Genomic DNA, 17,294 nt, shown 5'->3' on the forward strand with positions numbered 1-17,294 from the left:
CGCAAGGACGGAGGCGACGTTTCAGCCCTAGGGCTGTGAGGAGAAACGCCAGCATGGACCAGTTCGACGCGTTCCGGGCGATGGGCGAGTTCTGGACCCGGGCGGGCACGGGCTTCTTCACGCAGGGTCTGGGGCCATCCGCGCCCGGCTTCGGCTGGCCGACCTTTCCGGCGCCCGATCTCGCCGGCATGGCCGCCGCCCAGTCCAAGCTCACCGAGGCCTGGACCGCCGCCAACACCCTCTCGCAGACACTCGCGACATCGCTCCAGGGCGGCCCCGGGGCGCCGGACCCGACCGCCGGGGCGGTGCTCGCCCGGATCTTCGATCCCCAGGCCTGGCTCGGCGGCTCGGGCGAGTTCGACGCCGCGCTGACCCGCATGGCCGAGGGTCCGCAGCTCGCCGACCTGTGGCAGACCGAGCGACGCTACGCGGCCCTGTTCACCGCCTGGGCGACGCTGCGGCGAGCGCAGAGCGAGCATCAGGCCGTGATGCTCGACGCCTGGACCCGCGCCGCCGGCACCTTCGCCCAGGAGGCCAATGCCCGCGCCGAGCGCGGCGAGAGCTTCGCCTCCGCCCGGGAGATGATGACGCGCTGGATCGAGACCGCCAACGCGGTCCTGCTGGAGGTCCAGCGCTCGGACAAGTTCCTGGCCTCGCAGCGGGCGGTGCTGCGGGCCTCCACCGATCTCCGGCTGGCCCAGCAGGACGTCGCGGCCATCCTGTCCGAGTTCTACGGCCAGCCGACCCGGGCCGAGCTCGACGACGTCCACAAGAGCCTCACCGAGCTGCGCCGCGAGGTGCGGGCGCTCCGCCGCGAGCGCCGGCAGGCCGGCAAGGTCGCGCAGGCGGGTGGTTCAGAGGTCAGGAAGGAAGCCCATGGCTGACCAGGAAAGCCCGAAGGGGCCGGCCGCTCCGCTGAATCTCACACCCGCCGCGTTGCTGGCCGAAGTCGGCACCCTCGGCCGCCGGATCAGCGAGGGGGCCAAGCTGTTCGCCGATGTCAGCGACGCCGACGTCGCGATCGCTACCACGCCGAAGGATCTGGTCTGGAGCCAGGACAAGGTCCGGCTCTACCGCTACCGGCCCCTCGCCGAGAGCAAGGGCCTGCCGCCGGTCCTGATCGTCTACGGCCTGATCGGCCGCTACACGATGGCCGACCTGCAGGAGGACCGCTCGCTGGTCCGCAACCTGCTGAACCTCGGCCTCGACCTCTACGTGGTCGATTGGGGCAATCCCGGCCGGGCCGACCGCTACGTCACCATCGACGATTACGTGGACGGCTACCTCGCCGAGTGCGTCGCCGTCATCCAGGAGGCGGCGAAGCGCGACAGGATCAGCCTGCTCGGGATCTGCGAGGGCGGGGTCTTCACCACCTGCTACGCGGCGCTCTACCCCGAGACCGTCAACGCGATGGTGCTGACCATCACGCCGATCGACTTCCATGCCGATGCCCGGGATGCCCGCGCCGGCCACGGCTTCATCAATGTCTGGACGCGCTCGCTGACGCCCGAGGACGTGGACCGGCTGATCGACGCGCAGGGCTCCCTGCCCGGCGCTTTCATGGGCTCGGTGTTCTCCATGATGACGCCGATGCGCACCCTGACGAAGTACAACCTCGACCTGCTCGACGCCCTCGACGACAAGAAGAAGTTCTTGAACTTCCTGCGCATGGAGAAGTGGATCGCCGACCGTCCGGACCATCCCGGCGAGGCGGCGAAGCAGTGGCTCAAGGATCTCTACCAGGACAACAAGCTGGTCCAGAGTGCCTTCGAGCTCGGCGGCCGGACGGTGGATCTGAAGGCCATCACATGCCCGGTGCTGAACGTCTTCGCCCAGGACGACCACATCATCCCGCCCGCCACCTCGCAGGCGCTGAAGGACAAGATCGGCACCGCGGATTACACCGAGATGGGGCTGCCCGGCGGCCATGTCGGCGTGTTCGTCGGCGGCAAGGCCCAGAAGCTGCTTGGGTCGGGCATCGCCGACTGGCTCGGCCAGCGGGGGTAGGATGTCGGCCCGACGGTTCTCGATGAGCAGGACGCCCCTCCCCTCCCCCCGCTGTGGGGACGGCGACTGGACACACCCATCGTGCGCGGCGCCGTGGCGGCGGGATCAAGCGCGGGTCCCCTCTCCCGTGCGGGAGAGGGGCAGGGTGAGGGATCAGGTCCGTCCGATAAAGGCGCGACCTGACGGCGCTTCGAGGGCGTGCTCCATCCTGACGCGTCCCGTCCCTGACCCCGACCCTCTCCCGCACGGGAGAGGGAGCGCCTCGCGATCTGCCGCGGAGGCCAGCGTTCAATCCGGGCCGATGGACATCGTCGCTTCCCGGAGAAGGGCGAGCGCAGCCGCTCCGGCCGTATCCCGGGCGCCGAGGATCACCCGATGGGCAGCCTGAAGAACAAGATCGTCAGCGCCGACGAGGCGGTCGCCATCCTGCAGGACGGCGACATGGTGGCGGTGTCGGGCTTCGTCGGCATCGGCACGCCCGACGAGCTGATCCTGGCGCTCGCCCGCCGCTTCGAATCCGGCGCCGGCCCGCACGGGCTCGGTCTGATGTTCGCCGCCGCCCCCGGCGACGGCAAGGAACGCGGCCTCAACCGGCTGGCGCTCCCGGGCCTCGTCCGCCGCGTCGTCGGCGGCCACTGGGCCCTGGTGCCGAAGCTCGGCGCCATGGCGGTCGAGGGCCTGATCGAGGCCTATAACCTGCCGCTCGGCGTGGTCTCGCACCTCTACCGGGAGATCGCCGCCCACACGCCGGGCCACATCACCAAGGTCGGCCTGCGCACCTTCGTCGACCCGCGGCTGGAGGGCGGCAAGCTCAACGCCGTGACGCACGAGGACCTCGTCAGCGTGGTCGAGCTCGGCGGCGAATCCTGGCTCCACTACAAGGCGTTTCCCATCAACGTCGCGCTGATCCGCGGCACCACGGCCGATCCCGCCGGCAACATCACCATGGAGCGCGAGGCGCTCACCCTCGACAACCTCGCCGCCGCCATGGCGGCGAAGAACTCGGGCGGCTTCGTCATCGCGCAGGTGGAGCGGCTGGCCGAGGCCGGCTCGCTCAATCCGCGCGAGGTGCAGGTGCCCGGCGTGCTGGTCGATTGTGTGGTGCTCAGCCAGCCCGAGAACCACCGCCAGACCTACGGCACGCCCTACAACCACGCCTTCACGGGCCGCCAGCGGGTGCCCCTCGACCGGATCGCCCCCATGGCGCTCGATGCCCGCAAGGTCATCGCCCGGCGCTGCGCCTTCGAGTTGCCGCCGGGCGGCGTGGTCAATCTCGGCATCGGCATGCCGGAGGGCGTCGCGGCGGTCGCCGCCGAGGAGCGGGTGCTGAAATACCTGACGCTCACCGCCGAGCCCGGCGTGATCGGCGGCCTGCCGCAGGGCGGGCTCGATTTCGGCGCCGCCCTGAATCCGGCCGCGGTGCTGCACCAGAACCAGCAGTTCGATTTCTACGACGGCGGCGGCCTCGACCTCGCCTGCCTGGGTCTCGCCCAGTGCGACGCGGAGGGCAACGTCAACGTCAGCCGCTTCGGCAAGCGGCTCGCGGGCGCGGGCGGCTTCATCAACATCTCGCAGAACGCCAAGAGCCTCGTCTTCGCCGGCACCTTCACGGCCGACGGGCTCAAGGTCGCGGTGGAGGATGGCGGCATCCGGATCCTCACCGAGGGCCGCTCCCGGAAGTTTATCGCCGCGGTGGAGCAGGTGACCTTCTCGGGGGCCTACGCGGCCGAGCGCGGCCAGCCGGTGCTGTACGTGACCGAGCGCTGCGTGTTCCGGCGGACCCGGGCCGGGATGGAACTCGTCGAGGTTGCGCCGGGGGTCGACATCGCGCGGGACATCCTCGGCCAGATGGGTTTCGCGCCCATCGTGCAGGACCCGAAACCGATGGATCCGCGCCTGTTCCGCGAGGCCGTGATGGCCCTGGAGCCGTGGCTGCTGGGCCTCTCGCTGTCGGAGCGGATCAGCTACGACCCGGAGCGCAACATCCTGTTCTCGAACCTGGAAGGTTTCCAGGTGCGGACCATCGACGATGTCGAGCTGGTGCGCCGGGAATACGAGCGCGCCTGCCAGGAGATCGGCCGCAAGGTCCACCTGATCGCCAATTACGACGGGTTCGAGATCGACCCGACGGTGAGCGACGCCTATTTCTCGGCGATCGCCTATCTCGAGAACCGCTATTACGAGACCGCGTCGCGGTACACCACGAGCGCGTTCCTGCGATTGAAACTCGGCGCCTCGTTGGCGAGCCGCGATCTGGCTCCCCATGTCTTCGAGACCAAAGCCGAGGCGCAGGCGCGGAACACCGCCCAGAGCGTGCCCCTCAAGCCGCGCCCCGGCCTGTCCCAGCCCGACAGATCGCAGCCGCCGAAGGAACCGTTGGATGCCTGAGTTCGAGACCCCCGCCCTGACGGACCGCGCCTTGCTGGTCGATGCCTGCCTGATCGGCGGCACATGGTCGAAGGCCGGCTCCGGCAGCATCGACGTCACCAACCCGGCGACCGGCGCCTTGATCGCCCGGGTGCCGAATGCCGGCGCTGCTGAGACGGCCCAGGCGATCAAGGCCGCCCGCGCGGCCTACCCGGCCTGGCGCGCCAAGACCGCCAACGAGCGCGCCGTGCTGCTGCGCAAGCTCGCGGCGCTCGTCACCGAGCATCAGGAGGACCTCGCCCAGATCCTCACCGCCGAGCAGGGCAAGTCGCTGACCGAGTCCCGCGGCGAGGTCGCCATGTCGGCGGCCTACGTGCTGTGGTTCGCGGAAGAAGCGCGCCGCGTCTACGGCGACGTGGTCCCCTCCCCCTGGGGCGACCGCAAGATCCTCGTCACCAAGGAGCCGGTGGGCGTGGTGGCGGCGATCACGCCGTGGAACTTCCCGTCCTCGATGATCGCCCGCAAGATCGCCCCGGCGCTGGCCGCCGGCTGCCCGATCGTGATCAAGCCCGCCTCGCAGACCCCGCTCTCGGGCCTCGCCTGGGGCGTCCTGTGCGAGCGCGCCGGCTTCCCGGCCGGCACGGTCTCGATCCTCACCGGCTCGGCCCGCGCCATCGGCGCCGAGATGACCGGCAATCCGCTCGTCAAGAAGATCACGTTCACGGGCTCCACCGAGGTCGGCAAGGTGCTGCTGGAGCAGGCCGCCCACACGGTGAAGAAGGTCTCGATGGAGCTGGGCGGCAACGCACCCTTCATCGTGTTCGACGACGCCGACCTCGACAAGGCGGTGGCCGGCGCGATGCTCGCCAAGTACCGCAATTCCGGCCAGACCTGCATCTGCACCAACCGCTTCCTGGTGCAGGACGGGATCTACGACGCCTTCGCGGAGAAGATGGCCGAGGCGGCCAACCGCCTGAAGGTCGGCAACGGCGTCGAGGACGGCGTCGCCCAGGGGCCTCTGATCGACATGGCCGCGGTGGAGAAGACCGAGGCGCATATCCGCGACGCGCTCGAGAAGGGCGGCCGGGTGATCGCGGGCGGCCACCGGCACGCGCTCGGCGGCCAGTTCTTCGAGCCCACCGTGATCACCGGCGCCACGCCCGCCATGGCGGTGGCCCGGGAGGAGACCTTCGGACCGCTGGCGCCGCTGTTCCGGTTCCGCGACGAGGCCGAGGCGATCCGCATGGCCAACGACACCGAGTACGGGCTCGCCTGCTACTTCTACACCCGCGACCTCGGCCGCACCTTCCGGGTGGCGGAGGCGCTGGAATACGGCATGGTCGGGATCAACGAGGGGATCATCACCACCGAGGTGGCGCCCTTCGGCGGCGTGAAGGAATCCGGCCTCGGCCGCGAGGGCTCGTATCAGGGCATCGAGGATTACCTGAACACCAAGTACCTCTGCGTGGGCGGCCTCGGCGCGTAGGGCCGAGTCCCAGGTCGACCCGGATCGGGGCCTGATTGGTTCTCCCTCCCCTGCGGAGGAGGGAGAACCGGTGCGTCTTACTTCCCGCTCGGCGCCGCGCCGCTGCCCGTGGCGCCGTTGCCCGAGCTGCTGCCGGCGGGCGCGCCCGGGGTGCTGACGCGCGGGCCGCCGCTGGTGCCGGGCGCCATGCCGGCGCCGGTGGAGCCGGTGCTCTCCATGGAGCCGGCTCCCGTCCCGGTGCCACCCACCGCGCCGGACTTGTTGACGTTGCCCTGGTTGGCGCCGCCGGTCTGGGGGGCCTGAGCCAGCGCCGCGCCGGACGTGGCGAGCACGAGGGATGTGGCGAGGGCGAGGATCGTCTTCATGGGGACTCCTGACAATGGTGGGTCGTGTCAGAGCAACCCGGCGGCGCCGGGAATGTTCGGTCGCCTTTAGCGGGCGAGCGCCTCCCGCCACGCCGTCCAGGGCCAGCGCAGGGCCTCCCCGCCCGCCGACGGCGCGATCGACACCGTCGCGGTCCGGCCGCTGACCAGCCGCGGGTCCGCCGGGCCGCCGTCGAGGGTGATCCGCACGGGGATGCGCTGGGCCAGCCGCACCCACGAGAAAGTCGGGTTGACGTTCGCCAGCAGGTTGGTGGCGTCGCTGCGGCCGGTCTCGCCGATGCCCCCCGCGATGCTCGCCACGCGGCCCGTGAGCACGCCGTCCTCACCCATCAGCTGGACGGTGACCGGCGCGCCGACGCGGATGCGCGGCAGCTTGGTCTCCTCGAAATAGCCCTCGATCCGGACGGTGTCGCGGTCGATCAGCGCCATGACCCCGCGGCCCGTGGTGACGTAGGCGCCCGGACGCAGCTCCATGTTGGTGATCCGGCCGTTGACCGAGGCCCGCACCGCCGAGCGTTCCAGGTTGAGCTTGGCAAGGTCGCGGTCGGCCAGGGCCTGCTCGTAGGCCGCCTGGGCGGACAGGTCGGCGGCCTTGGTGGCCTCGACCTTCTGCTGCGAGACGGCCGCGTCGGAGAGCTTGCTGTAGCGGGCATAGTCGGCGGCGGTCTGCTCGGCGGTGGCCTTGCGGCCCTCCACCATCGCCTCCGCCTGCCGCAGCCCGATGCGGAACCGGTCCGGATCGATGCGGAACAGGACGTCGCCCTTCCTCACGACCTGATTGTCCTCCACCAGCACCTCGGTGACGAGGCCGGACACGTCGGGGGCCACCGCCACGACGTCGGCGCGCACGCGCCCGTCCCGGGTCCAGGGGGCATCCATGTAGTAATCCCACAGGCCGAGGCCGACGATCAGCGCCGCGGCGACCATGCCGAGGGTGACCAGGAGGCGGCCGAGGACGGAGAACAGGGCGGTCATTGCAGGGTCCGGTGGGCGAGGGTCACGACGCCGCCGAGCAGGACGACGTAGAGCGCGAGGTCGAAGAGCGGCCGGTGCCAGACGAGGCGGTAGAAGCCGGTCGCCGACAGGAGACGGCGGAGCGGCAGGCTGAGCGCGAAGGCGATGGCCATCCAGAGCGCGAGGCCCGGCACGAACACGCCGTAGAGGTCGATCTCGCCCATCATGCCGCCATCTCCCGGTCGTCCCGCGCGGGGGGCGCCGCCCGGTAGGCCGGCGCGTCGGGGAAGAGCCCGCGGCGCAGGCCGGTGAGTCCGATCAGGGCGGCCCGGCGTTCCGGCCCGGGGGCCGCATCCGCGACGGCGTCAAGCCCGTCGTCCAGCGCCGCCAGAAGCGCCGAATCCGGTCGGCCGGTCCGGTCGCGGAGCTGGCGCGCCGCCAGCGCGAGGGCCCGGTCGACGGCGGTCCGGGGCGGACCCGTCAGCCGCCGGCGCACCCGACGGACCTCCACGAGGTTGATGCCCACCCGGACATCGGCCAGCAGGTCGCCCACGGAAGCCGACGTCTCGGCCGGCAGCGTCGCCAGCCGCGGGGCGATCAGCCCGATGCGGTCGAGCATCAGGGCGGCGAGTTCGAGGCCGTGGCCGGTGCCGCGCCCGTCCGCGGCGGCTGCGAGGCTCTGCCGGTTGATCCGCACGAGCCGCCGGGCGCTCCAGCCGGCGCCCACCGAGCGGATCAGCCGGGTGACCACCGCCCCGACCCACATGCCCACCACCGAGGCGATCACCCCGTTGGCGAAGGGCGCGAAGTCGCCGCTGTAGCCGTTCTGGAGCGCCAGAAGCGTCGCGCCGTTCAGCGCCGCGCCCATGCCCATCGGGGCGGTGCGCGGCTGCGTCATCATCAGGCCGCACAGGATCAGGGCCGGCGCGAGCGCCAGGGCCAGCATCTCGAAGGAGGTGGCGAGGGGCAGCACGGCGAACAGGTAGAAGCCCGCGCCGAGGGCGCCGACGAGCGCCGAGTTGGTGAAGCTCAGGATCTGCGGCGCGGGATCATCCTGCGCGGCGAACAGGCAGCAGGCGACCGCGCCCATCATCGGCGCCGCGGATCCGTCGGGCCAGCCGGTGGCGATCCAGATCGCACAGCAGACCAGCAGGCCCACGAACACCCCGAAGGCCGAGAACGCCGCCAGCCCATGGTCGCGGTGGCGGATGGACCTGACCCGAGCCGTGTAGGCGAAGGCGAGCGGCGCCCGCGGCGGCGTCCCGGCGGCAAGGTGGCCACGGAGTGCCCGCAGGTCCTGCCGTAGGTCGATGACGTCGCGCAGGCGTGCCGCGAGGCTCGCGAGCAGCAGCGTGGTCCAGTCCGGATTCCGGCCGAGGGTCGGCTCGAACCCGTCGATCCGGCCGCGCAGATGCGCGGCGCGCTCCGGATCATCCGCCTCGTCGGCGAGCCAGACGGCGAGGTCCGACAGGAACGACCGGACCCGCGCCGGCAGCGCGCCCGCCCGCTCCAAGGTCTCGACGCGGTCCGCCACGGCGGCGACGATCGGCAGGACCATCAGCATGTGCTGCCGGAGCGGCGCGAAGGCCTCCGCGGCGCGCTCTGCACCCGTCGCCTCGTTGCGCAGGGCGAGGCCGAGGGCATCGAGGCCGAGGGCGTCCGAGGCGAGGCGCAGGCGCCGGCCCTGGCTCGTCCCGGAAGCCTCCGGCGCCCGGGCCGCCGCGAGGGCACCCTGGATCCACGCACGGGCTTCCGCCAGCCAGAGATTCAGACGCCCGACGATCAGGGGGGCCGCCGATTGCGGCAGGATCAGCGTGGCGGCGAGGCTGGCGCAGAGGATCCCCAGGGAGATCTCCTCGGCCCGCGCCACGGCGGTGTCGAAGATCGCCCCGGGATCCTCGACGGCGGGGAAGCCGATCAGCGCCGCCGTGTAGCCGGCGAGCATCGGCAGGTAGCTCGCCGGGGTACGATCGAGGAGCGAGACGTAGAGGCAGAGCGCGACCCAGAGGGCCACCGCGAGGCTCAGCAGGATCGGCTCGTTGACGAGGTTCGGCACCAGCACGACGCTCACCGCCGCGCCGAGCACCGTGCCGCCGACGCGGTAGACGGCCTTCGCGCGCGTCGCGCCCGAGAGGACCTGGCTGGTGATGTAGACGGTGCCCACCGCCCAGTAGGGCCGCGGCAGGTCGATCCAGAGCGCGAGGAACAGGGCGAGCATCGCCGCCGCGTAGGTCTTCAGCGCGAACGCCCAGTCGCGCCATCCGGGAAGGGTCACGACGCCGGCTCCAGCTCGGGGGCGGCCGCGGCGGCCTCCCGCCCGTAGCGCTGGAGCGCCGCGAAGACCCGCAGGCTCGCTTCGAGATCGGCGTCGTCGACCTCAGCGAAGACCCGCGCGCGCAGGGTCGAGAGCGCCGCCTCGATCTCCTCGAAGACCTGCCGTCCGCGCGGGGTCAGACCCAGCACCTTGGCGCGGCGGTCGGAGGGATCCTCGCGGCGGACCACCAGCCCGGCGACGGCGAGCTGGTCGAGGAGGCGGACCAGCGAGGGGCCTTCGATGCCGACGGCCTCCGCCAGGACGTTCTGGCGCGGTTCCTCTTCCATCCGACCGATGATGATCAGCGGGTGCGCGGTGGCGTCGGACAGGCCATGCGCCTCCGCGACATTGTTGGCGGCGCGCCGCCAGTGGCGTCCCGTCGTCAGCAACGCGTGCGTGATGGCCTGCTGCAGCCGCTCGCGCGTCCTGGGATCGTCGATGTCGGTCACGGTCTGATCCCCCGCCGCGAGGACCCGGCGAAGACGCCGGATCAATCAGTTCACATACTGATAGATAGCATCATATCGATTTGGACAGGGTGACATCGTGGTCGGTCAGGGTTGCGGGCAACGAATGGGCACGTCCCTCGTCGCGAGAGTGTGCAGCGTCAGCGGAATGCAGCTCAGGGTCCGGCACGCACGTGTGCGGAACGGTGAGCGGGCCAGTCCATCCCGCCCCTTCATCCTGAGGTGCCCGCGTCAGCGGGGCTCGAAGGCGGGCTTCGGGGATCGCGCGGCTGGCTGGAGCCCGCCTTCGAGGCCTCCGTTGCGCTCCGGCACCTCAGGATGAGGTGGAGCGGGGGGCGCCGATCAAGGGCGTCGCGGTCTCGCAGCCGCGCCGTCAGGCCGGATGCGTGTTGTGGATCTGGTCGAAGTCCAGCGACGCCGTATCGATCACGATCTGCGTCCGGCTGATGACCTCGAGCTTGCGCAGGATTTCCGAGACGTGCGCCTTCACGGTCGAGTCACCGACCTGCAGTTCGTGAGCGATCTGCTTGTTGAGCTTGCCCTGCCGGATCATCATCAGCACCCGCAATTGCTGCGGTGTCAGCCGGGCGAGGCGCTCGGGGAGCGGCGCCTTCTTGCTCCGTGGTGCGGGCGTTGTGGCCTCGGCGAGACCCGGCGGCAGGAACAGCGCCCCGCGCATCACCTCGGTGATCGCCCGGGTGAGCGTCGCCTTGTCCATGGCCTTCGGGACGAAGCCCGCCGCGCCGTGCTGCAGCGCCTCGCGCACGATGCGCGGATCCTCGTGGCCGGAGACGATCAGGATCGGGATCCGCGGAAAGCTCGCCCGGATGGTGATCAACCCGTCGAAGCCGGTCACGCCCCGCATGGAGAGGTCGAGGAGCGTCAGGTCGATGCTGCGATTCGCGGCGAGCACCGCGCAGGCCGCCTCGATCCCGTCCGCCTCGTGAAGGACCGCGTCCGGATGCGCGAGGCGGATCGTGGCCGCCAGGGCGTCACGGAACAGCGGGTGGTCGTCGACGATGAGGAGATTCACGCAGACCTCGGTCCTTCGCTCGAGATCCTCACAGGATCCGCCGAACCCGCGGGCGGGAGGTCCGAAGGGTGATCGATGCGGCCCCGGGGCGCAAGCGGGTGTTGAGACGAACGCCGCGCCCCGAGGCCCAGGCGTGCCGGCCCGGGAAGGCCGACACGCTTTCGGTTGCGCGCCGTCAGCGCGCCGCCACCGTCTTCGGCAGCTTGAACGCCCAGAAGCTGCCGCCCTGGTTGATGCCGGCCGTGGACTTGGCGACCTCGCCGCCCCAGAGCGGCACCGCGCCGCCCCAGCCGGCCGCGACGCCGACCCACTGCTCGCCGTCCTGCTCCCAGGTGATCGGCGAGGAGACCACGCCGGTGCCGACCTGGAACTTCCACACCTCCTCGCCGGTCTTGGCGTCGAAGGCCTTCAGGAAGCCCTCCGGGGTACCGGTGAAGACGAGGTTGCCCGCGGTGGTGAGCACGCCGGCCCAGAGCGGGGCCTTGTTCTTGTACTCCCAGACGACCTTGCCGGAGGCCGGGTCGATCGCCTTGAGCGAGCCGATATGGTCGTCGAAGACCGGCTTGATGGTGAAGCCGGCACCGAGATAGGCGGCGCCCTTCTTGTAGTTCACCGGCTCGTTCCAGATATCCATGCCCCACTCGTTGGACGGCACGTAGAACAGCTTGGTGTCGGGGCTGTAGCCGATCGGCATCCAGTTCTTGCCGCCGAGGAAGCTCGGCACCGCGAAGACCGACTTGCCCTTCTTGTCGTCGCCCTGGGCCTTGCTCGGGTCGCCGGGCCGGTTCTCCTCGTTGTAGATCGGGCGGCCGTTCTCATCGATGCCCTTGGCCCAGTTGATCTTCTCGACGAACGGCGTCGCCGAGATGAACTTCCCGTTGGTGCGGTCGAGGACGTAGAAGAAGCCGTTGCGGTCGGCGGTGGCGCCGGCCTTGATGGTCTTGCCGCCCTTGTTCAGGTCGAACGGCACGAACTCGTTGACGCCGTCGAAGTCCCAGCCGTCGTGCGGGGTGGTCTGGAAGCCCCAGACGATCTCGCCGTTGTCGGGGTTGAGGGCGAGGCGCGAGGAGGTCCACTTGTTGTCGCCCGGCCGCAGCCAGGAGTTCCACGGGCCCGGGTTGCCGGTGCCGAAGTAGATCAGGTTGGTCTCGGGGTCGTAGGTGCCGCCGAGCCACGTGGCGCCGCCGCCGAACTTCCACATGTCGCCCGGCCAGCTCTCGTTGACCTTGCCGGTCATGGTCGAGGGCTTGCCGTTGAGCTCGCCCATGTGGCCCTCGATCACGGGGCGCTTCCAGACCACCTCGCCGGTCTCGGCGTCGCGGGCCTCGATCCGCCCGATGACGCCGAACTCGCCGCCCGACACGCCGGTGATGATCTTGCCCTTCACGATGATCGGGGCGGCCGTGTAGCTGTAGCCGGCCTTGAAGTCGTCGATGTCCTTGCGCCAGACGACCTTGCCGGTCTTGGTGTTCAGGGCGACGAGCTTGGCGTCGAGCGTGCCGAAATAGACGTTGTCCTTGTAGAGGGCGGCGCCGCGGTTCACCACGTCGCAGCAGGGCAGGATGCCCTCCGGCAGGCGGGCATCGTATTCCCACTTCTTCTCGCCGGTGCGGGAATCGATCGCGTACATGCGCGAATACGAGCCCGTGACGTAGATGATGCCGTCCTTGACCAGCGCCTGGCTCTCCTGGCCGCGCTGCTTCTCGCCGCCGAACGAGAACGACCACGCCGGCACGAGGCTCTTGATGTTGTCGCGGTTGAGGGTCTTCAGCGGGCTGAATCGCTGGGCTTGCGGCCCGAGGCCGTAGGTGACGACGTCGCCGGGCGTCTTGGCGTCGTTGATGATGTCCTGCTCGCTCACCCCCTGGGCCATGGCCGGCAGGGCACCGCCCGCCACGAGGGCGGCGACGCCCACCGCGGCGAGGAACCGGGTCCGCATTCTCATGACGTCTCCTCCGTGATCGTCTCCGGTCCCTGCGGCCGGAGCTTTCGGGTTTCGGCGCGAGCCGCACGAGTCGCGGGGCGCCCCCTTGGAGAACGACGCTATCGCTGTTCTCAGGAAAGTCTTATTGGCCATTGGTCCAATAAGACGATCGGTCCAATGGCCGAGAAGAAAGTATTCGGTGAACCAAGAACAGCTGCCGCCCCGGCGCTGCGCGCCGGTCGGGGACGGAATGCACGGTCGGGTCCGTTCGACGCGCCGGTCTCGAACGGGCCGGTCGAGGGACGCTGAGATCCGACCCACGACCACATCCTGAGGCGCCGGAGCACAGTGGAGTCCTCGAAGGAGACCTCCAGCTGGTCGGGCCATCCCTGCAGATCTCCTTCGAAGCTGCTGCGCAGCACCTCAGGATGCCGTTGAGACTTGGAGATCCGGCTTCGGACCGTGATTTCTCCTTCCCTTCATCGTCCTCCGCCGGAGAGCGGCTCAGCGCCGCTCAGTACCCCTTCGGCGGCGTGTAGGTGACGCCGTAGGTCTCGCAGATCGCCTTGAGGCCGCCGTCCGCGTTCAGCGCCGTGATCGCGTCCCCGACCGCGTAGGCGAGGTCGCGGGAATCGGTGCGCACCGCCCCGCCGATCTCCCAGCGGGTCTTCACCAGCCCGGTCGAGGGGATCGTGGCGATCGGGTTGTCGTCCTTCGGGGCCTTCGCGGCGAATAGGGCGGCCTCGATCGCCGCGCGGGTGCCCGCCAGGATCGGCGCCTCGCCGGCGAGATAGGCCGTCGCGGCCTCCGCGAAGCTCTTGTAATGCTTCAGGTTCGGGCGGAAGCGGCCGCCCTGCGCGGTCAGCAGCATCAGGTCGGCGGCGCTGGTGCCTTCCAGGGCGACGGTCCTGTCGCCGATGTCGTCGAGCCTGTCGAAGCCCTCCAGGGCGTCCTTCCGGTACGCGAAGGCGATCTCCTGCTCGACATACGGGGCGGTGAAGAACACCTGCTCGTTGCGCAGGGCGAGTTGCCGGTCGGTCGGCACGTGCAGCATCAGGTCGGCGAGGGGCGTGCCGGCGAGATCGCCCCGCCACAGGTTCAGGCGCAGGTCGCCATCCACGTTCTCGCCGGCATCGACCACGCGCAGGTCGAGCTTCACCTTCAGCCTGTCGGCGATGGCTTGCGCGAGATCGGCATCGATACCCCGGGCCTTGCCCGTCCCCGCGTCGGAGAACGGCGCGTTGTCGCCGTAGACCGCCACCCGCAGGGTACCGTCCGCCACGACCTGATCGAGCGGGCGCGCGGCCGCCTCCGGCTGGAACCGGAGGGCCAGAAGCAATCCACAGGCGAGGAGGAGCCGCGCGCTACTCCTCATGCTTCGACTCGATGTAGCTGCGGATCGCCCAGAGGCCTTCCTGCGAGATCACCCCGTCGAAGGCCGGCATCTTGGTCGCGCCGTTGATGACGGCGCCGTGCTTCATGCGCTCGACGAAGTATTCGTCGCCCTCCTTGCCCTGCGGCAGGTAGCGCAGGTCCGGGGCGAGGCCGCCGGAGATCATCTCCAGGCCGTGGCAGCGGGCGCAGTTCTGGTTGAAGCCCGAGGCGCCGATCGCGATGGCGTGCTTGTCGCCCTTGTAGGGGTTCTCGGCGACCCACTCGGTGCCGAGCGGCTTCAGGCCGTCGGTGTTGACCGGCTGGGGCTGGACGTCGCCGTGTCCGAGGGCGCTGCCGGCGGCGAGGGCCAGCCCCAGCGCCGCGAGCATGCCGCCCGCCGCCGTCTTCATGGTGCGCATCCGCCGCCTCCCCTCGTTGTTGGACGAGGGTTAGCAAGGTTCGGGCAGCGGACCCATTATGCTTTGGTACGGATCTATAGGCTGATCGCCATCCACGACTTGTGTTGCACTGCATCATGATTGATGGGTGCACCTTGGTCCAATATCGGCGGGCACAACTCCGCTTCTAGACTCCGGCTCAACGACAAGGGACGCGGGGCTGGAGGAAACGGGCGGGGATGGTGTCCTCCGGTGCGCGACGGGCCAGGAAACGCGGAGGGCCGCAGGCCGCCCTGCGGCTGGCCGTCGTCCTGGCGGCTCTCGCGCCGGTCTCGCCCGGGCGGGCCGCGCCCGCGCCGGCGGGTCCGCCCCTGACGATCCAGTACCTGGAGCGGCGGGTCGAGCGGCCGGTGCCGCTGAACAACGAGGATCCGATCCCCGCCGATGAGGGGGCGAAGGGCGCGGAACTCGGCCTGAAGGATTCGAACGCCACGGGCCGCTTCCTCGGCCTGAGCTTCGGCCTCGACGCGAAGGTGGTCGAGCCGGGCGACGACATCCGCCAGGCCTTCCGGGATCTCGCCGACCGCCGCTTCGTGGTGCTCAACGCGCCGGCCGCCGACGTCCTCGCCCTCGCCGACCTGCCGGAGGCGAAGGGCAGCGTGCTCCTCAACATCGGCGCCCCGGACACGCGCCTGCGCGACGCCGATTGCCGGCGGAACCTGCTCCACGTCCTGCCGTCCCGCGCCATGCTGGCCGACGCGCTGGTGCAGTTCCTCGCCTTCAAGCGCTGGTCCCGGATCCTGCTGGTGACCGGGCCGGCGCCGGGTGATGCGCTCTACGCCGAGGCGCTGAGGCGCAGCGCCCGGAAGTTCGGCGCGCGGATCGTCGCCGAGTCGCGCTACGACCCGCAGGGCGGCGACGTCCGCGACACGGCTTTGCGCGAGTTCGCCCTGCCGACCCGCGGGCCCGAGCACGACGTGGTCGCGGTGGCCGACGAGGCGGGCGCGTTCGGCGCGAGCCTGAACTACAACACCGCCTCCCCCCGCCCCCTGGTCGGCACCCAGGGCCTTGCGCCGGCCGCCTGGGGGCGCCCCGTCGAAGCCTGGGCCGCCGTGCAGCTCCAGGGCCGGTTCCGGAAGCTCGCCGGCCGCGCCATGCGGCCCGTCGACTGGGCCGGCTGGATGGCGGTGCATGCGGTCGGCGAGGCGGCCGTGAAGGCGCGCAGCGCCGATCCCGCGACGGTCCGCGCCGCCCTGACGGCGCCCGGCTTCGAGATCGGCGGCTTCAAGGGGCGCCCCCTGAGCTTCCGTGCCTGGGACGGGCAGCTGCGCCAGCCGGTCTTCCTGCTCTGGCCCGGGGCCGTGACCGCGACGGCGCCGATCGAGGGCTTCCTCCACCACCGCACGGAACTCGACACCCTCGGCCTCGACGAGCCCGAGAGTGCCTGCCGCGCCTTCTCGGGGACACCAGGATGAGCCGGCCCGCCGCCCTTGCGCTGCTCCTCTGCCTCACAGGTCCCACGCGGGCCGAGGAGATCTTCGTCTCGAACGAGCGCGACAACACCGTCTCGGTGATCGACGGCGACAGCCTGGAGGTGCTGCGCACCTTTCCGGTCGGCCGTCGGCCCCGCGGGCTGACCTTCTCGCAGGATGGGCAGGCCCTCTACGTCTGCGCCAGCGATTCCGATGCCGTGCAGGTGATCGATCCGGATACCGGCGAGGTGCGGCACAACCTGCCCTCCGGCGAGGATCCGGAGCAGTTCGCCCTGGCGCCGGACGGGCGCACCCTGTTCATCGCCAACGAGGAGAACGCCACCACCACGGTGGTCGACGCGCAGAGCCGCAAGGTGCTGGCGCAGATCGATGTCGGCATCGAGCCGGAAGGCGTGGCGGTGAGCCCGGACGGCCGCACCGCCGTCACGACCTCCGAGACCACCAACATGGTCCACTGGATCGACACCAAGAGCCTGGCGGCGGTGGACGCCACGCCGGTCGGCCAGCGGCCGCGCTTCGCCGCCTTCACGGCGGACGGGGCCCGGCTCTGGGCATCCTCGGAGATCGGCGGCACCGTGTCGGTGATCGACGTCGCCACCCGCCAGGTGATGCGGACGATCGAATTCGCCGTTAAGGGGATCGCGGCCGACCGTATCCAGCCGGTGGGCATCCAGCTTTCGAAGGACGGACGCCACGCCTTCGTGGCCCTGGGGCCGTCCGACCGGGTCGCGGTGGTGGACACCGCGACCTATGCGGTCGAGAGCTACATCCTGGTCGGCCGCCGGGTCTGGCAGCTCGCCCTGAACGCGGCCGGCACGCGGCTCTTCGCCACCAACGGCGTCTCCGGCGACGTGACGGTGATCGACGCCGCGACGTTCAAGCCCATCAAGACCGTGAAGGTCGGCCGCTTCCCCTGGGGCGCGGCGGCGCGGCCGATGACGCCCGCGCAGGCGCCGGATGGGCGCGCCGCCGGTGCGGTGCCGTGAATCTTCCGCGATTGCGCATGGCCGCATCTCCCGCTCCCGTGAGGGCGATCGGATCCACGCATCGGCAGCGGCGACGCGGCTACGGGACGGAGCGCGGGTCCCCTCTCC

The 17,294-nt window shown here is 70.7% G+C and carries 15 protein-coding genes; 6 read left to right on the plus strand and 9 right to left on the minus strand.

The genetic code is table 11. The features are described 5' to 3' along the window. The first annotated feature begins 53 nt into the window (after window positions 1-53). From MCBMB27_RS09645 to MCBMB27_RS09660, 4 genes are all read left to right on the plus strand, one after another. Window positions 54-884 (plus strand): poly(R)-hydroxyalkanoic acid synthase subunit PhaE, encoded by an 831-nt coding sequence (locus MCBMB27_RS09645; protein ID WP_075380299.1) that lies wholly within the window; start codon window positions 54-56, stop codon window positions 882-884. Further along, window positions 877-2,007, plus strand: a complete 1,131-nt coding sequence (gene phaC, locus MCBMB27_RS09650; protein WP_051045109.1) for a class III poly(R)-hydroxyalkanoic acid synthase subunit PhaC — start codon at window positions 877-879, stop codon at window positions 2,005-2,007. The genes MCBMB27_RS09645 and phaC overlap by 8 nt, the downstream gene beginning before the upstream one ends. A gap of 375 nt (window positions 2,008-2,382) precedes the next feature. Further along, window positions 2,383-4,395 carry an acyl CoA:acetate/3-ketoacid CoA transferase gene (locus MCBMB27_RS09655; protein ID WP_053610262.1) on the plus strand — a complete coding sequence of 671 codons (2,013 nt, stop codon included), beginning with the start codon at window positions 2,383-2,385 and terminating at the stop codon, window positions 4,393-4,395. Then, window positions 4,388-5,860 (plus strand): NAD-dependent succinate-semialdehyde dehydrogenase, encoded by a 1,473-nt coding sequence (locus tag MCBMB27_RS09660; RefSeq protein WP_075380300.1) that lies wholly within the window; start codon window positions 4,388-4,390, stop codon window positions 5,858-5,860. The genes MCBMB27_RS09655 and MCBMB27_RS09660 overlap by 8 nt, the downstream gene beginning before the upstream one ends. A 77-nt stretch (window positions 5,861-5,937) precedes the next feature. Here the strand turns inward: MCBMB27_RS09660 and MCBMB27_RS29530 are convergent, their stop codons facing one another. The 9 genes from MCBMB27_RS29530 to pedF all read right to left on the minus strand — a co-directional run bounded on the left by MCBMB27_RS29530 (window position 5,938) and on the right by pedF (window position 14,728). Beyond that, window positions 5,938-6,225, minus strand: coding sequence for a hypothetical protein (locus tag MCBMB27_RS29530; protein ID WP_043757663.1), 288 nt, complete (start codon window positions 6,223-6,225; stop codon window positions 5,938-5,940). Window positions 6,226-6,291: 66 nt separating this feature from the next. Next, window positions 6,292-7,218: an efflux RND transporter periplasmic adaptor subunit gene (locus MCBMB27_RS09670; protein ID WP_043355777.1), complete on the minus strand. Its 927-nt coding sequence runs from the start codon at window positions 7,216-7,218 to the stop codon at window positions 6,292-6,294. Further along, a complete protein-coding gene (locus tag MCBMB27_RS09675; protein ID WP_043355775.1) occupies window positions 7,215-7,424 on the minus strand; it encodes a DUF1656 domain-containing protein in 210 nt (69 codons plus the stop codon). The genes MCBMB27_RS09670 and MCBMB27_RS09675 overlap by 4 nt, the downstream gene beginning before the upstream one ends. Beyond that, window positions 7,421-9,472: an FUSC family protein gene (locus MCBMB27_RS09680; RefSeq protein ID WP_075380301.1), complete on the minus strand. Its 2,052-nt coding sequence runs from the start codon at window positions 9,470-9,472 to the stop codon at window positions 7,421-7,423. The genes MCBMB27_RS09675 and MCBMB27_RS09680 overlap by 4 nt, the downstream gene beginning before the upstream one ends. Continuing rightward, complete coding sequence (locus MCBMB27_RS09685) at window positions 9,469-9,960, minus strand: MarR family winged helix-turn-helix transcriptional regulator (protein WP_081948821.1); 492 nt, start codon at window positions 9,958-9,960, stop codon at window positions 9,469-9,471. Before MCBMB27_RS09685 ends, MCBMB27_RS09680 begins: the two co-directional genes overlap by 4 nt. A 391-nt stretch (window positions 9,961-10,351) precedes the next feature. After that, entirely contained in the window at window positions 10,352-11,011 is a 660-nt protein-coding gene (locus tag MCBMB27_RS09690; protein WP_043353911.1) for a response regulator, read from the minus strand. A gap of 175 nt (window positions 11,012-11,186) precedes the next feature. Beyond that, entirely contained in the window at window positions 11,187-12,956 is a 1,770-nt protein-coding gene (locus MCBMB27_RS09695; RefSeq protein ID WP_043387970.1) for a PQQ-dependent methanol/ethanol family dehydrogenase, read from the minus strand. 493 nt (window positions 12,957-13,449) lie between these two features. Next, the gene (locus tag MCBMB27_RS09700; RefSeq protein WP_053610267.1) at window positions 13,450-14,310 is read right to left on the minus strand and encodes a substrate-binding periplasmic protein; all 861 of its coding nucleotides are present in this window, start codon (window positions 14,308-14,310) and stop codon (window positions 13,450-13,452) included. Further along, window positions 14,300-14,728 carry a cytochrome c-550 PedF gene (gene pedF, locus MCBMB27_RS09705; protein ID WP_210187524.1) on the minus strand — a complete coding sequence of 143 codons (429 nt, stop codon included), beginning with the start codon at window positions 14,726-14,728 and terminating at the stop codon, window positions 14,300-14,302. Before pedF ends, MCBMB27_RS09700 begins: the two co-directional genes overlap by 11 nt. A 218-nt stretch (window positions 14,729-14,946) precedes the next feature. Here pedF and MCBMB27_RS09710 point away from each other — a divergent pair, with 218 nt between their 5' ends. After that, window positions 14,947-16,182: an ABC transporter substrate-binding protein gene (locus MCBMB27_RS09710; RefSeq protein WP_043387968.1), complete on the plus strand. Its 1,236-nt coding sequence runs from the start codon at window positions 14,947-14,949 to the stop codon at window positions 16,180-16,182. After that, on the plus strand, window positions 16,179-17,186 hold the full coding sequence (locus MCBMB27_RS09715) for a YVTN family beta-propeller repeat protein (protein ID WP_075380303.1): 1,008 nt from the start codon (window positions 16,179-16,181) through the stop codon (window positions 17,184-17,186). The genes MCBMB27_RS09710 and MCBMB27_RS09715 overlap by 4 nt, the downstream gene beginning before the upstream one ends. Window positions 17,187-17,294: the final 108 nt, after the last annotated feature.

The sequence above is a fragment of the Methylobacterium phyllosphaerae genome, from assembly GCF_001936175.1.
GTDB lineage: Bacteria > Pseudomonadota > Alphaproteobacteria > Rhizobiales > Beijerinckiaceae > Methylobacterium > Methylobacterium fujisawaense.

What these genes read in the sequence shown, in the direction of transcription:
- MCBMB27_RS09715 (WP_075380303.1), top strand. Translation starts at nt 16,179, where the DNA reads ATGAGCCGGCCCGCCGCCCTTGCGCTGCTCCTCTGCCTCACAGGTCCC.
- MCBMB27_RS09645 (WP_075380299.1), top strand. Translation starts at nt 54, where the DNA reads ATGGACCAGTTCGACGCGTTCCGGGCGATGGGCGAGTTCTGGACCCGG.
- MCBMB27_RS09670 (WP_043355777.1), bottom strand. Translation starts at nt 7,218, where the DNA reads ATGACCGCCCTGTTCTCCGTCCTCGGCCGCCTCCTGGTCACCCTCGGC.
- phaC (WP_051045109.1), top strand. Translation starts at nt 877, where the DNA reads ATGGCTGACCAGGAAAGCCCGAAGGGGCCGGCCGCTCCGCTGAATCTC.
- MCBMB27_RS09675 (WP_043355775.1), bottom strand. Translation starts at nt 7,424, where the DNA reads ATGATGGGCGAGATCGACCTCTACGGCGTGTTCGTGCCGGGCCTCGCG.
- MCBMB27_RS09710 (WP_043387968.1), top strand. Translation starts at nt 14,947, where the DNA reads ATGGTGTCCTCCGGTGCGCGACGGGCCAGGAAACGCGGAGGGCCGCAG.
- MCBMB27_RS09660 (WP_075380300.1), top strand. Translation starts at nt 4,388, where the DNA reads ATGCCTGAGTTCGAGACCCCCGCCCTGACGGACCGCGCCTTGCTGGTC.
- MCBMB27_RS29530 (WP_043757663.1), bottom strand. Translation starts at nt 6,225, where the DNA reads ATGAAGACGATCCTCGCCCTCGCCACATCCCTCGTGCTCGCCACGTCC.
- MCBMB27_RS09700 (WP_053610267.1), bottom strand. Translation starts at nt 14,310, where the DNA reads ATGAGGAGTAGCGCGCGGCTCCTCCTCGCCTGTGGATTGCTTCTGGCC.
- MCBMB27_RS09695 (WP_043387970.1), bottom strand. Translation starts at nt 12,956, where the DNA reads ATGAGAATGCGGACCCGGTTCCTCGCCGCGGTGGGCGTCGCCGCCCTC.
- pedF (WP_210187524.1), bottom strand. Translation starts at nt 14,728, where the DNA reads ATGCGCACCATGAAGACGGCGGCGGGCGGCATGCTCGCGGCGCTGGGG.
- MCBMB27_RS09655 (WP_053610262.1), top strand. Translation starts at nt 2,383, where the DNA reads ATGGGCAGCCTGAAGAACAAGATCGTCAGCGCCGACGAGGCGGTCGCC.